The 13077-nt window shown below is 57.3% G+C and carries 12 protein-coding genes; 3 read left to right on the forward strand and 9 right to left on the reverse strand.

Features of this window, described 5'->3' with window-relative positions; translation table 11 throughout:
- Positions 1–6: 6 nt before the first annotated feature.
- Positions 7–3282 carry a carboxyl transferase domain-containing protein gene (locus tag CFT65_RS07110; protein WP_088827293.1) on the reverse strand — a complete coding sequence of 1092 codons (3276 nt, stop codon included), beginning with the start codon at positions 3280–3282 and terminating at the stop codon, positions 7–9.
- 234 nt (positions 3283–3516) lie between these two features.
- Between CFT65_RS07110 and CFT65_RS07115 the strand changes: the two genes are divergently transcribed.
- Complete coding sequence (locus CFT65_RS07115) at positions 3517–4482, forward strand: zinc-binding metallopeptidase family protein (RefSeq protein WP_088827295.1); 966 nt, start codon at positions 3517–3519, stop codon at positions 4480–4482.
- Positions 4483–4502: 20 nt separating this feature from the next.
- Here the strand turns inward: CFT65_RS07115 and CFT65_RS07120 are convergent, their stop codons facing one another.
- Complete coding sequence (locus CFT65_RS07120; RefSeq protein WP_088827297.1) at positions 4503–5072, reverse strand: NnrU family protein; 570 nt, start codon at positions 5070–5072, stop codon at positions 4503–4505.
- Positions 5073–5197: 125 nt separating this feature from the next.
- On the opposite strand from CFT65_RS07120, the gene CFT65_RS07125 reads away from it, so the two are divergent.
- The gene (locus CFT65_RS07125; protein ID WP_088827299.1) at positions 5198–5611 is read left to right on the forward strand and encodes a hypothetical protein; all 414 of its coding nucleotides are present in this window, start codon (positions 5198–5200) and stop codon (positions 5609–5611) included.
- 15 nt (positions 5612–5626) lie between these two features.
- Here CFT65_RS07125 and CFT65_RS07130 read toward each other — a convergent pair whose 3' ends face one another.
- The 5 genes from CFT65_RS07130 to CFT65_RS07150 form a co-directional block, all read right to left on the reverse strand.
- Positions 5627–6286 carry a hypothetical protein gene (locus CFT65_RS07130; RefSeq protein WP_088827301.1) on the reverse strand — a complete coding sequence of 220 codons (660 nt, stop codon included), beginning with the start codon at positions 6284–6286 and terminating at the stop codon, positions 5627–5629.
- A 125-nt stretch (positions 6287–6411) separates the two neighbouring features.
- Positions 6412–6903 (reverse strand): nucleoside deaminase, encoded by a 492-nt coding sequence (locus CFT65_RS07135; protein WP_228705799.1) that lies wholly within the window; start codon positions 6901–6903, stop codon positions 6412–6414.
- Positions 6904–6913: 10 nt separating this feature from the next.
- Positions 6914–7543 carry a DNA-3-methyladenine glycosylase family protein gene (locus tag CFT65_RS07140; RefSeq protein ID WP_088827303.1) on the reverse strand — a complete coding sequence of 210 codons (630 nt, stop codon included), beginning with the start codon at positions 7541–7543 and terminating at the stop codon, positions 6914–6916.
- Positions 7544–7557: 14 nt separating this feature from the next.
- Complete coding sequence (locus tag CFT65_RS07145; RefSeq protein WP_088827305.1) at positions 7558–8076, reverse strand: hypothetical protein; 519 nt, start codon at positions 8074–8076, stop codon at positions 7558–7560.
- 10 nt (positions 8077–8086) lie between these two features.
- Complete coding sequence (locus tag CFT65_RS07150; protein WP_228705800.1) at positions 8087–8662, reverse strand: demethoxyubiquinone hydroxylase family protein; 576 nt, start codon at positions 8660–8662, stop codon at positions 8087–8089.
- 190 nt (positions 8663–8852) lie between these two features.
- Here CFT65_RS07150 and CFT65_RS07155 point away from each other — a divergent pair, with 190 nt between their 5' ends.
- The gene (locus CFT65_RS07155) at positions 8853–9299 is read left to right on the forward strand and encodes a pseudoazurin (RefSeq protein ID WP_088827308.1); all 447 of its coding nucleotides are present in this window, start codon (positions 8853–8855) and stop codon (positions 9297–9299) included.
- 201 nt (positions 9300–9500) lie between these two features.
- Here the strand turns inward: CFT65_RS07155 and ovoA are convergent, their stop codons facing one another.
- Positions 9501–11654 (reverse strand): 5-histidylcysteine sulfoxide synthase, encoded by a 2154-nt coding sequence (gene ovoA, locus CFT65_RS07160; protein WP_088827309.1) that lies wholly within the window; start codon positions 11652–11654, stop codon positions 9501–9503.
- Between the two features lie 106 nt (positions 11655–11760).
- A complete protein-coding gene (locus CFT65_RS07165; RefSeq protein WP_088827311.1) occupies positions 11761–12954 on the reverse strand; it encodes a multidrug effflux MFS transporter in 1194 nt (397 codons plus the stop codon).
- Positions 12955–13077: the final 123 nt, after the last annotated feature.

Here is a 13077-nt window from a genome sequence, read left to right on the forward strand (position 1 = left end):
CCCGGTTCACCAGGTATCGACAAACTTCCCGCCCTCGTCGGTGCGACCACCAGAAGTGGAATTAAGCCCCCTGACCAGCCACGCCCGAGTTTCCTGCGGGTCGATGACCGCATCAATCTCCAGATAGCTGGCCACGTTCAGCGCTTTGCCCTGCTCGTAGGCTTTGGCCACCAGGACATCGAACATGGTCTTTCGCGATTCCTCGTCGGGCTGGGCGGCCAGCTCCTTGGCAAAGCCCAGACGGACGGCGCCTTCCCAACCCATGGGCCCGAACTCGCCACTGGGCCAGGCGGCCGTGAAGAAAGGCGTGAGCATGCTGCCTGCGGCCATCGCCTGCGCGCCAAGGCCGTACGCCTTGCGCAAAATCACGGTGAAGAAAGGCACGTTGAGCTTGGCTGCTGCCACGAACATGCGGGAAACGTGGCGAATGGTGGCCTGTTTTTCGGCGTCAGGCCCCACCATAAAGCCCGGTGTGTCACACAGTGACAGGATGGGAAGGTTGTGGGCGTTACACAGCTGCATGAAGCGGGCAGCCTTGTCGCCAGAGCTGGCATCGACCGCGCCTCCCAGATGGGCCGGGTTGTTGGCGATCAGGCCCATGGGGCGACCTTCAATGCGGACCAGCGCCGTGATCAGGCCTGGCGCAAACTGGCTTCGGAATTCCAGGACACTGTCCTGATCGGCCAGGGTTTCGATAACCTGGCGGATATCGTAGACCTGCAGTCGGTTTTCCGGAATCAGGTGGCGTAGCCGTCGTTGATCGTCGCACTGCCAGTCTTCCAACGTGCCCTGAAAGTAGGACAGATATTTCTTCGCCACACTAACCGCTTCAGTTTCGTCCTCGACGAGGACATCAATCACACCGTTGGGCCCCATGACGGAAACCGGCCCCACCTGTTCCGGGCTGAACCGCCCAAGGCCGCCGCCTTCTATCATGGCGGGTCCCGCCATCCCCAGATTGGCGTCTCTGGTGGCAATGATGGTGTCGCAGCAGCCAAGCAGCGCCGCGTTGCCCGCATAGCCGCGGCCGGACACAATACCGAGCGTGGGCACGACGCCGGAGAGCCGTGCCATGCTGACAAAGGTATGACAGTCCAGAAATGAAACGCCGTTGGCGTCGGTGTCGGATGGGCGACCCCCGCCGCCTTCCGCGAATAGAACCAGTGGGATTCGCCATTGCTCCGCCAGAGCCAGTATTCGGTCTGCCTTGCGGTGGTTGGCCAGCCCCTGGGTGCCAGCAAACACGGTGTAATCGTAGGCCATGGTGGCGCAACGGCCTGCCTCGGGGCCAAACTCCGGGGCGTTCACGGTGCCGATAGCGGTAATCAGGCCATCCGCCGGGCTCATTTCAATCAGCTTATCCATCGAACGTCGGCGTCGCTGTGCCGCCAGTGCAAGAGCTCCATATTCATTGAAGCTGTCCGGGTCGAGCAGGTCTTCAACGTTTTCACGAGCGGTTCGCTGATCTGTTTTACGGCGTTTTGCGACCGCGTCCGGGCGGCGCTCGTCACTCAGCAAGTCAAGACGCTCCAGAGCTTCGGCGAGATCGGCCCGGATGTGCTGCAGGTCAGCCGTTTGTTCGCTTTGAATGCCGCTGGCGTCCACTTCCGCCGGCTCGAGATAGGCCAGTGCCTGGCCCTCGTTTACCGTTTCTCCGGCTCCTGTGGTAAGTGCGTGGACGATGCCGGACTTGGTTGCCTTGACCACGAGCTCCATTTTCATGGCCTCAAGCACCGCTATGGGATGGCCGACGGCCACAGCATCCCCCGGATTAACATCGATGCTGACAACCGTGCCGGAGCTGGGCGCTGCGATGCTGATCGTGCCTGCGGGCGTGGGCGTGGCGCCGGGCCTCTCTGGGTGCTCGGTGGCAACCGTATCTGCAAAGTGCAGGTTCGGATGGGTTGTATCGATCTCTTGGGGGATCAGGGCTTCCAGGTTGTCTTCGACAAAACGGGTGGTAACAGCCCAGGATTCAACGCCTGGGTGGCGGATCAGGTTCTGGAGCAGGCCAATATTGCTGCTTACACCACTGATGCGGAACTCGCAAAGGGCCCGATACAGCCGTCGGAGTGTTGATGGATAATCGCTACCGTGGGCAACCAGCTTGGCAAGCAGGGAGTCAAACGAAGAGCTGATGCTGTAGCCGGCGTAACCATAGCCATCGACTCGTAAACCGGGGCCCGATGGTGGCTCGTAGGTGTTGAGTGTGCCGGTAGCCGCGGTAGCATGACCATCAGCGTGCAGAGTCTCGCTGTTGATCCTTGCCTGAATCGCGAATCCTTGTACTGGTGGTGCAGATTCCAGGGCCAGATCAGCGAGGCTCTGGCCCGCGAGGAGCTTCAGCTGGGTTTGCACCAGATCAACCCCGGTGATCTCTTCGGAGATGGTGTGCTCCACCTGAATGCGGGGATTGGCCTCCATAAAATAGAAACGGCCCGGCTGGTCCTGGTCCACCAGAAACTCAAAAGTTCCAAGGCCACGGTAGTTAATTGAACTGGCGAGCCTGAGGGCGCAGTCGATCATGGCATCCCGGATCGAGGCCTCCAGTGAAGGGCTCGGCGCAATCTCGATCAGCTTCTGATTACGCCGCTGGAGGCTGCAGTCGCGCTCCCAGAGGTGGCTGACGGCTCCGGTACCATCGCCTACTATCTGGATTTCAATGTGTCTCGCCTGACCAATCAGTTGCTCAATGTAGAGCGATCCATTGCCGAATGCCGCCTGAGCCTCGGACTGGCAGCGCTGGAAAGCCTGCTCAAGCTCCGCTTCGGTGTGAACCGCCCGCATGCCCCGGCCGCCGCCCCCGGCAATCGCCTTGAGCATAAGAGGTCCATGCTCGTTCAGGAAAGCTCGGGCTTCACTCCGGCTCACCGGCTTGTTGATTCCTTTGATCAGAGGAACGTCGCAGCGCTCGGCCAGAGTTCGGGCAGCAGACTTGTCGCCAAACCCCTCCAACACGTCCGGTGACGGGCCAATAAAAACCAGCCCGGCCTGTTCACATTGGCGGGCAAAATCTGCGTTTTCCGCCAGAAATCCGTAGCCTGGATGGACCGCATCGCAGCCATGGGCCTTTGCCAAATCTACCAGTTGCGGCCCATCAAGGTATGCCGTCACGCCCCGGCCCGATAAAGCTACTGCCTCATCGGCCATACGGGTATGCAGACTGGTGGAATCGTCTTCAGGGAATACGGTGACTGCCCGCATGCCGAGCTCACTGCAGGCTCTGGCAATACGGATCGCGATTTCACCGCGATTCGCTATCAATACGGAGCGGAAAGTCATGGTGCCTGGTTCCCCGGAGTGTGATTCTTGTTTTGGGCGACAGAAGTCACCATCCTAGAAACGGCATCCGGATGAGGCAAATGAATTTGTTTGAGGGTTGGTTATAGATTTCGATCATGTTTGATCCCTGGTCGCTTAACGAGATGGCTGGTTTTCCTTTGCCATAGGGTATAGGTTCGGGGGAGCGGCAATTCATTCTCAGGCACGCTGCCGTTCAAAAGGAGCACCAGCTCTATGAAGGTTTTTTCCAACCCGGTTGGTTCCGGAAATCTGTGGTTCGACAATCTGACCACTGCCCAGGGTACACCAGTCGCGTACGACCCCCAGGCAAGAGCGTTCGTCCCGATGCCACCGTTTTGTGTGAACCGGGACATTATCGGCTGCAACTGGATTGCGCCCGAAAAGGGGGCCTTCTGTCGCTCCTGCGCGATGACCGCGCTGGCGCCAGACCCTAATATTTTCAATGCCATGCCGAACTGGGCTGAGACCGAGGCCGCGAAACGCTGGGTGCTGGACAATCTCGGCCGTTGGCACTGGTTTCGGCCCGAAGATCCCGGCACGCGCCCGGTGTTCCACATGTTGGCAGAGGGGTTGACCCCAGTTGCCATGGGGCACGCAAACGGTGTGGTAACGATCAGTGTAGCCGAAGCTGACCCCGTGGTTCGTGCTACCCGAAGACAGGCCCTGGACGAACCCTATCGAACCATGGTCGGCCATATGCGCCATGAGATTTCCCATATGCTCTGGTGGCGCCTGAGTTTGCGGGAGGATTTTCTGGATGCGTTCCGGGAGATGTTCGGTGATGAACGCGCTGATTATCCTGCGGCGCTTGAGCATCACTACCATAACGGTCCGCCGCAAGACTGGCGACTGTTTTACCTGACCAGCTATGCCTCGGCACACCCTCACGAGGACTGGGCCGAGACCGCTGCGCATCTGCTGCACCTGACAGACATCACAGACAGTCTTGTGGCATCCGGTCTGACATCGCCCGAGGTGCCACGACATGGCTGGGATCCTTACTCGGAACCCGATACGGCAATGCTGATAAACGTTGCTGCATCACTGGCTATTCGGGTTAACCATGTGAACCGCTCCATGGGCCTTTCCGACCTGTATCCTTTTGTCCTCTCGGAAACGGCGCAACGCAAGCTTGCGTTCGTGCATGACTGGTTGCGCCGTGGGGCCCAGGGGCTTTAATCCGTTTGAGCGCCGGTCGTTCAGGCCGGCGCTACGCCAAATAGCCACTGGTGGGCCCAGACCACCATGATCACATACACCGCAAGGCCACCGATGACGGCAATCACGTCATTGGCTTTGGTGGCTGGCAGCGTTGGAATGGCCCGCTGGGTTCTGCGCTTCATGGAAATACGGTCGGCCACGGCCCAGGCCAGGAAGGAACCGAACAGCAGAAGATCGTGGAGCATCCCGTTGGCCAGTAAGTGAGCCAGGGCCCAGAGTTTGACGGCAACCAGCATGGGATGCCCCACTTTGGCCTTGATTTTCCCCGGTAAGTAGGTGGCGAACAGCAACGGGAATACGGGGACCAGAAGCAGGAAGGACACATGCTTGAGCCAGCCGGGAGGCACGTAGATCACGGTAGGATCCATCCGCGCGGCGCCATAACCCCAGACGATCAGAACCAGACCTACAAGGGACACTACGGAGTAGAGTCCTTTGAAGGCTGCCTCGCCCATGGACGCGTTCAGTCGGTTACGTAGCGGCTCGTTAATAATAGAAAGCGAGTGCACGCCGAGAAACAGAATGAGACCAACAATCAGTGTGGTCATTTGCAAAACTCCTTTTGGCTTAAGTGACAGGGTTGCTTGATTGGCAGGGCGCTTTCCATCGAAAGCCCTTTTGTGTGAAATCCTGATTAGTATAGGAAACCGGGACAGCAGATGCCTGAGCGTTTATGATCGGCGATCTGACTCACCGGATTGAAAAGGCGCCCATGAAGTTTCCCAAGGTCACTGTTGTATTGGTATCTGCTGCCCTGCTGTTTGTTCTCTGGGACCAGACCCGCGAACAAGCCGATCCCATCGATGCAAACCGTCTGACCAATTTGCGGGCCAATCCGGTTGAATTGAGTGCTGCAGTCGATTGGATTTTCGAGCAGATTCCGGAATTCTGTTCGGATGCTACTGGCGAGGGCAGTGGCGCGAAGGCCTATGAGGATTGCGTCGAAAAAGCCGAGGCACGAACATCCACGTGTCGCCGGACGCTTTACGATCGATTCCCGAGTGTTGTTGCCTCGGAGGCCGTATTCCGGGACGTTTCGCTTACAGCGATGGCGTGTCTGGTGCCCCGGTCAGGCCTTGTCGAATGACTGGATGGCCGATTTTCATTTTTTGAAAAATCGTGGGTTGCGGGCAATAAAAGAGTCAATCCAGCGCTCTAAAAAGGAGCGTTTGTCAGGGTTCTTCAGATAGCGCCAGCCTAATACGGAAATGACCAGTGCCCCGGTCGCATCGACGATCAGGTCCCACATGGTATCCGTCAGCCCGGAAGGATCACCAAGCATGGGCTTTTGCATATTCATGCCGAAAACCGAATCCATGGTGAACTCGAAAATCTCCCATAGTGCGCCCACGCCCAGAGCAAACATGAATGCGAAAAATGCGACGAAGCCGGGTTTCATGTGCACGTGAATCTTTTCGGTTTCGTTCATTATGTGCACCAGAAGAAAGCCGAGAATGCCCAGCAGGAACCCCGAGGTGGTGTGGAGGGCCATGTCCCACCACCAGAACCGGGTGTAGTAATCACGGATCTCTCCGAGAAACAGGGACGCAAAGACAAACCCGATGGCGGCCAGTTGCAACTCCGGTGGAATGTGGATGCGGAATCGGCGCTCAAACAGCAACGGGAAGAAGGTGATGGCGATTATCATTGCCGTCAGAAATGCCGTGAACCATCGTTGGCCCCAGACTGCGAATAGTGCTTCACCGAGCAGTATCAATTGCAGAGCAATGGTGATTCTTTGGTGCGTCACGCGAATGCGCATAGGGCTCCGGGGTCAGTGATTAAAGTGCACTCCGTCCGGGGCTATTATACGGGCACAGGGTCGCTCCGGACGAGAAACCTTCGCTGGAATCAACGCCATGCTCATCCCCGGCCTATTCTGGAGAATTACGTCTTGTTCTGATTGGCCAAAGCATAACGCCGGTGTAGCTCACGCAGTGCCTCTGCGAGCGCTGGGAACGGGCCTTCTGTGGGAATACCCGGAACCACCTGGTTGATTGGCAGGGTTGCCACAGGCGGTGGTGCCACGTGCAGTTCGTTCAGCCAGGCTGAAAGCTGCGCTGACGAGCTTGCGTAGACGATGCGGCCGAGGCCTACCCAACCATGGGCGGCCGCACACATCGGGCAGTGTTCGCCAGAGGTATAGACCGTTGAAGCCGCTCGCTCATCCGGAGTCATGTTGGCGGCGGCCCAGCGAGCTATCTCGAACTCGGGGTGGCGGGTTTCATCACCGCCAGCGGTTTCGTTGTGTCCCTCGTACCTGACTGCGCCGGCCTCGTCTACCAGCACAGAGCCAAACGGGGGGTTCCCGCGATCAACCGCCATCGAAGCCAACTCAACGCAGCGGGCCAGGTGTTTCATTTCTGTTTCGTAGATCACACCGCCTCCTTTACTGGCCTCGGGCGTCCAGGTAATGCATCCAAAGCATGCGAGCGGCTACGGCTCGCCACGGCGCCCATTGTTCGGCAAAGTCCAGTTGCTCATCCTTTGTCGGTCGTTTATCCAGACTCTTGATGTCCTGTATCGCAGATGCCAGGGCCAGATCGCCCTGGGGCCATACGTCCGGCCTGCGCAGGGCCATCATGTAATAGATGTCGACGGTCCAGGGGCCCAAACCGGGTATATCCAAAAGGTGGCTCCGGCCCTCGGCATCGTCAAGTGTTGCCAGTCGGGAGAGGTCCAACTCGCCGTTGGCTATCCTGGTCGCCAGCCCAACACAGTACCGGGATTTCTGCCGTGTGAGCCCGACTCGCCTCAGCTCAGACTCACCAGCCTTCCGGACTGATTTCGGGGTTACCGATCCAAGATGTGACGCGAGCCGCTGGAACATAGTAGCTGCGGCTTTGATCGAGACCTGTTGTTCAAGAATGATGTGGATCAACGATGCAAACCCGGGGTCGCGAGTCCAGGTTGGCGGATATCCAAGCCGGGCTCGCACCTCGTAAAGATCGGGATCTTTCTCAGCAAGGACGTCCACGCCCATCCTCAAGGTTGCGTCAGTGATCGTCTTTTGTTGCATAGACTCCTTTTCGCCTAATGACGAGCCGATTTCCGGTCTCCGTCCAGGATCTTCTGTTGCACATAGAAGCGAGCTTGCCCTGGCGGTAGAGACTCCATTGCGAAGGTCAGTGCCGACCAGACCAGAGCCATCATGACGGTCTGGAGTGAAACGCTGCCGTCCGCGGGCAGTATCTGCTCGTCTGCCAATAAGGTGTTGATGACCTGCAGGAGCTCGGGCGAAGAGCGGCAATCCTCAAGGGTTACTGGACTTGATGATGCATCCGGGGAGACGTCTTCAAAGCAAAACGTTTGGGCCGCTCGGGCGTACCCTGCACGAAAAGGCTCCTGGTTCGAGCGTTCGATGATGTTTTCCATCGCACTGCAGATGGATGCCGCGATCACGATGCCCGAGTAGCCGCCGGGTGTGTCGTGACGAAGCTGGCTTTTCGAGCGGAATTGTTCGAGCCGTTTCGAGATGGCGGTACCGTACTGGGCGATCTCGTCCACCATTTCAACGCCGCTGTCATCAAAGGGTTTGGATATCAGGCTCATGGAATGACTCTCAAATCAGTCGTGCAAACTGGACAGCCGCTTTGGAGCCGGCCCCCACGAGCACTGTCCATAGCTTCAAAGGACGATTCGCTTCAACGGATCGATTTTTCCCGGCTTCATCACGATGGTGTACTTCGTCGAGCCGGCATTGCTCGAATCCTGCAAGTATAGCCCGCTCCGATTCGCGCCGTGCATAGGGAGAAAGTGTTTTGATCTGCGCCTGGTAGTGGAGGTCAACAAAGGTTTCCACAGCTTCAATCGTGGCGAAAACCGCCTGTTTTCCCATTAATGCCGGGATAAAGCCCGTGATAAAGCCGGCCAGGCGCCACAGTGGCAGCAGCAGGCTCGGACGATAGCAGCACTGAAGCTTGTTAAAGAAGCGTAGATGCTCGCTCTCCGACGCCAGGTGCTCCGTTGCGAAATCCAGCAGCTCTTCTCGGGGTCGCGTCGCCAGAATTCCCCGGTAAATCCACACGGCACCGGTTTCTCCCGCATGACTGCAACGCAACTCCTGCTCGAACTGCCGGCTTACTCCAACCTGGGAGAGCTGCTGGTGATGCATGCCGTCGATCTGTAGTTCCGCCATTATTTAATATCCGCCGATACGATGGCAGTTTGTACGAAACAGACCCTCATTGGTTCTCAGGACCGATCCACGGTGAACCAGGAGTGTCATTCCCATAAGGAGATGCCCTTAGAGTCGAAAGGGATCCTGATGTGGGTAGGGTGCGTAGTACTTAGTGCTTTCAATGACCAACCAATGAGGTGAAGTCACTATGAAATTAATGCTTAAACACACCGTTGCTTCAGCCGCGCTCGCTCTGATTTCTGGGGTTGCGATGGCGGCCGAACACGTCGTTGAAATGAAGAACTCCGGCGCTGACGGTGCCATGGTCTTTGAACCGGGATTTGTGAAGGCCGAGCCTGGCGATACGGTCAAATTTGTTCTTGTCGATCCAGCACACAACTCAGTGTCTGTGGAAGTGCCCGGGGGTGCTGAAGGCTGGCAGGGCGCCATGAATGAGGGCATTACGGTTACCCTGAACGAAGAGGGCGTATACGTTTATAAGTGCACGCCCCACGCCGCATTGAACATGGCCGGTGTCATTCAGGTGGGGGACCCGGTCAACTACGACGCTGCCAAAGCGGCAGTAGACAAGCTGACCGCTGCTGCAGCCACGAATAAGGACCGGCTGACCGGTTACTTCGGGCAAGTTCAGTGATTGGATAGTCCGATAGCAACCGCGCTCTTCGGGGCGCGGTTTTTTATGTGCCTCAGAAAACTGTCTGTAATTGACAGCAACGGGATTATGAGGCGTTTTGTCAGGAGATGATGTGATGAGCGTTGATTCCAACTATGTATCCCGGGTTTCTCGATCATTTGGTGGATCACGAGGCGATCAGTGGGGAGATTACCGCGCTGATCAGCGCGGCAACCGCTCCCAGATAGTCACTTCCGACAGGGTATGCTGGAACTTGTGTTGGGTTTCGCGGATAACGAAAGGCACCTTTCTCGGCTCACGGACTAACCGGAAATGCTGTAAAAGGTGTTCTTTCAGGCCATCCAGCGTGGTGTGATTCTCACCATCCTTCTTGAAACCGCCAATCCACTCTTCTTTCGGCGTATGTTCTTCCAGCCAGGTGTAGGGAGAGGCAATAACCAACAGGCCACCGTTGTTAATGCGCTCGTGAATTCTGTCCAGGAAGCGCCTTGGCCGGTAGAGACGATCAATCAGGTTGGCCGCCAGAACAAGGTCGTAGCCCGAGTACTGCGGTTTCAGGTTACAGGCATCTCCCTGGTAGAAGCTTACCCGTTCTGAGCATTCCTCAAGGCCCAGCTCTTTGAGCGTCCGGGTGTGATAACTGACCAGTTCGCCTTCCTCTGCAAGCGCATACCGAATGGAACCCTGCTCGGCCATTTCTGCGCCCAGCCTGATAAAGTTGGCCGAGAAATCCACGCCTTCCACGTCATTGAATTCTCTTGCCAACTCAAAGCTGGAACGGCCGCAGGCGCAGCCCAGGTCGAGTGCTTTTCCGGTGGGCTTGCCCTTCCTCGCGTCCAGGGCAAGATCCGCCAGGGTTTTCGGGAAGTTCTCCACACCAAACCAGGTGTCACCGAAGTGGAATTCCGCGTATTCAGTCAGTAACCGGTCGCTTTCATAGTAAGCATTGGGTTGCACCGCCTCGCTTTCAGAGGCGATGTAGCGGAAGCCTGCGTGCTGGAAGAAGTGCCTCCGGAAGGCGTAACGGGCCGATAATCGGGCTTCGTTGCCGCAGGAAATCCACGAACCGCCTTTGATGAGGTTGTGTTGCCCGTCAAACGTCGGCGTTGTGAAATCGTCGTACAGCGGATGCACCTTGAAATTATCGAACGGATAGGTCGGTGTTTCCGTCCACTGCCAGACGTTGCCGACAACGTCGAACCACTGACCATGCCGGAACCGGGTAACCGGGCACGACGATGCTCCATGGTCAAGATGCAGGTTGGCGTTGGAGGGATCATGGCCTACTTCTTCGATGCCGGCCTCCGCACACAAGCGGTACCACTCGTCTTCTGTAGGCAGGCGGACGGGCTGGCCGGTTTGCTCCCGTTTCCACTCGCAAAAGGCTTTAGCCTCGTGGTAGTTGACTTCCACGGGCCAATCCCAGGGCATCTCGACTTCTTCGGTCATCAGGCGCAGATGCCATCCATTCTGCCAGCGCCAGAAGGTAGGATGCCTTGCCTTGGCGAATTGTCGCCAGGCACAACCCTCCTCATTCCAGAATCGATCTTCCTGGTAACCACCGGCTTCAACAAACTCGAGGAATTCCTGGTTACTAACCAGATACTGACTGGCCCTGAACTCATCGACATGGGCCTCATGTTCGCCGTATTCATTGTCCCAGCCGTAGAAGGCGTCGTCGTAGGGTTTTCCGGTGGACACTTTGCCAGCCGGCACGGTGACCAGTTCGTTTTCCGGTGCTTCCCCGGTCCCACGAATCGGTGCCCATTCTGGCTGCGGGCGTACCTTTGCGAGGTCGTGCTGGCGGATCAGCACGGACGACGTCTCAAGATGGATGCGTTCATGCTCAACACCCATAACGATCGGCCACCAGGGGTTCTCCCAGTTGATCGGCAGGCTGAGCGGGAGTGATTCAGTCAGTTCCAACACGGTGGCCCGGACTTTGGCACGGTAATCCATGACTTCGGCAACGGTGGGCCAGTCGTAATGATCTTCGTCCAGATCGTCCCAGCTCATCTCATCAACGCCGACCGCGAAAATCGATTCCATGTGCGGATCGATACGTTCGGGGAGGAGTTTGGCCAGTACCAGTTTGTTGACGAAGAAAGTCGCGGTATGGCCGAGGTAGAAAATGAGAGGGTGTCTCAGGGGGATCGACTTCTGGAAATAGCCTGAATCATCGGCGAGGCAGTCGAAAAGGCGCGTGTAGGTGTCAAAGGTGTTGGTGAAGTAGGAAGCGATTTCGGCGCGTTTGTCCTCCTCGGACCCGACGCTGAGATCCGGCGTTCTGAGGAGGCCGGCTCCGGGGTTGAGGGCTCGGGTGGGGGACTGCGCTTCCGGTATTGGCATTGTCATTTCTGGACACGTCCTTTGTTGTGTTTGCTAACAGCAATACGTCTTTTGTGTGGGGGATGGTTCAATTTTCCCGAAAACTGTTTAGACGATTCCTTTGCTGAAATTGTTACAAACCGGATTTTTTCGCCAAAGCTACTGCCCGGGGTGCGCCCAGTGCAAGAAGAACGGCACCCGATGAACAGACAAGCATTGAGACTGCGATGGTCAGGAGTGTCTGGTCTCCAGAGACAGAGGACAGTGTGCTGACGGCCCCGGCAATGGTGAACTGCGATGCGCCCAGCAGAGCGGCCGCGGTGCCACTTAAGTTCGGGAAGAACTCCATGGCATTGGCCATGTTATTGGGCACTATGCCGCCCTGGCAGCCGATGGCGACAATGATGCAGCCTGCCACCAGCCAGAGGGGTCCCTGGAACTGAACGCTGGCAACCAGAGCGACAAGAGCCAGGCATTGGGCGATGACCTGGGCGCGCACCAACTGCACCGAGGTAAATCGCCTCAGCAGCGGACGGTTTATCAGGTTGAGGGCAGCCATGAACGCAATGTTGGCGGCGAACAAGATTGCGAACGTGCTGTTAGAGAGGCCGTACCATTCCTGGTAAATGAATGAGGAGTGGGTGATGAACAAGAGCATGGTGCTGAAACACAGTACCTGAATGCCGATAAAGCGCATGGTGGTTCTGTGCCTGAGCACCAGCAGGTAATTGGTCACCAGCGAGCGAATAGGCGTGGTTGTCGGTGTACGCGGTTGAAGCCTCGGGAAAAGCGCCATCTGCAGAGTCAGCACAAGAAACGCGGCATAGCCGGCCAGCATCAGAAATATCCACTGCCACTCACCCAGCGCAAGCATCAGCGATCCCAACGAGGGTGCCGCAGCGGGCGCTATGAACATGATCAGGCCAATGAGCCCAAACAGCCGCGCAGCGTCCTGTCCACTGACTTCATCCCGGACAATGGCAGGAACCGACACCGCGCAGAAGGCGCCACCAATACCCTGCGCAATCCGCCAGAACACCATGTCGGACAGGCTATCAGCCAGCGATACCATGACCGCGCCGGCGATAAAGATCAGCAGCCCCCCGAAAAGCACCGGTTTGCGACCGTATCGATCGGACAAAGGTCCACCTACCAGTTGGGCAAGACCCAATGTGGTGACATAGGCACTAAGCGTGAGCCCCACGTGCCCGTGGTCAATGCCGAGCCCGTCAGCAATGTCCGGGAAAGCGGGCAGGTAGGCATCAAGCGCCAATGGCCCGAGTGCCACGGTCATGCCCAGCAGTATGGCCAAGTGCAGATGGGACAAGAGTTATCTCCTCAAAAGATAGAAGCCTAACAATGCGGTGGCATATTTCATCAGGCCATGCGTATTTTCAGAAATCTCCGTGCATGATCCATTCACTTCCTGTAGCCTGCGCGGCTTTTTCTT

The sequence above is a fragment of the Marinobacter sp. es.048 genome (genome assembly GCF_900188435.1).
GTDB lineage: Bacteria > Pseudomonadota > Gammaproteobacteria > Pseudomonadales > Oleiphilaceae > Marinobacter.

What these genes read in the sequence shown, in the direction of transcription:
- CFT65_RS07110 (WP_088827293.1), bottom strand. Translation starts at nt 3,282, where the DNA reads ATGACTTTCCGCTCCGTATTGATAGCGAATCGCGGTGAAATCGCGATC.
- CFT65_RS07155 (WP_088827308.1), top strand. Translation starts at nt 8,853, where the DNA reads ATGAAATTAATGCTTAAACACACCGTTGCTTCAGCCGCGCTCGCTCTG.
- CFT65_RS07130 (WP_088827301.1), bottom strand. Translation starts at nt 6,286, where the DNA reads ATGCGCATTCGCGTGACGCACCAAAGAATCACCATTGCTCTGCAATTG.
- CFT65_RS07125 (WP_088827299.1), top strand. Translation starts at nt 5,198, where the DNA reads ATGATCGGCGATCTGACTCACCGGATTGAAAAGGCGCCCATGAAGTTT.
- CFT65_RS07140 (WP_088827303.1), bottom strand. Translation starts at nt 7,543, where the DNA reads ATGCAACAAAAGACGATCACTGACGCAACCTTGAGGATGGGCGTGGAC.
- CFT65_RS07145 (WP_088827305.1), bottom strand. Translation starts at nt 8,076, where the DNA reads ATGAGCCTGATATCCAAACCCTTTGATGACAGCGGCGTTGAAATGGTG.
- CFT65_RS07115 (WP_088827295.1), top strand. Translation starts at nt 3,517, where the DNA reads ATGAAGGTTTTTTCCAACCCGGTTGGTTCCGGAAATCTGTGGTTCGAC.
- CFT65_RS07150 (WP_228705800.1), bottom strand. Translation starts at nt 8,662, where the DNA reads ATGGCGGAACTACAGATCGACGGCATGCATCACCAGCAGCTCTCCCAG.
- ovoA (WP_088827309.1), bottom strand. Translation starts at nt 11,654, where the DNA reads ATGACAATGCCAATACCGGAAGCGCAGTCCCCCACCCGAGCCCTCAAC.
- CFT65_RS07120 (WP_088827297.1), bottom strand. Translation starts at nt 5,072, where the DNA reads ATGACCACACTGATTGTTGGTCTCATTCTGTTTCTCGGCGTGCACTCG.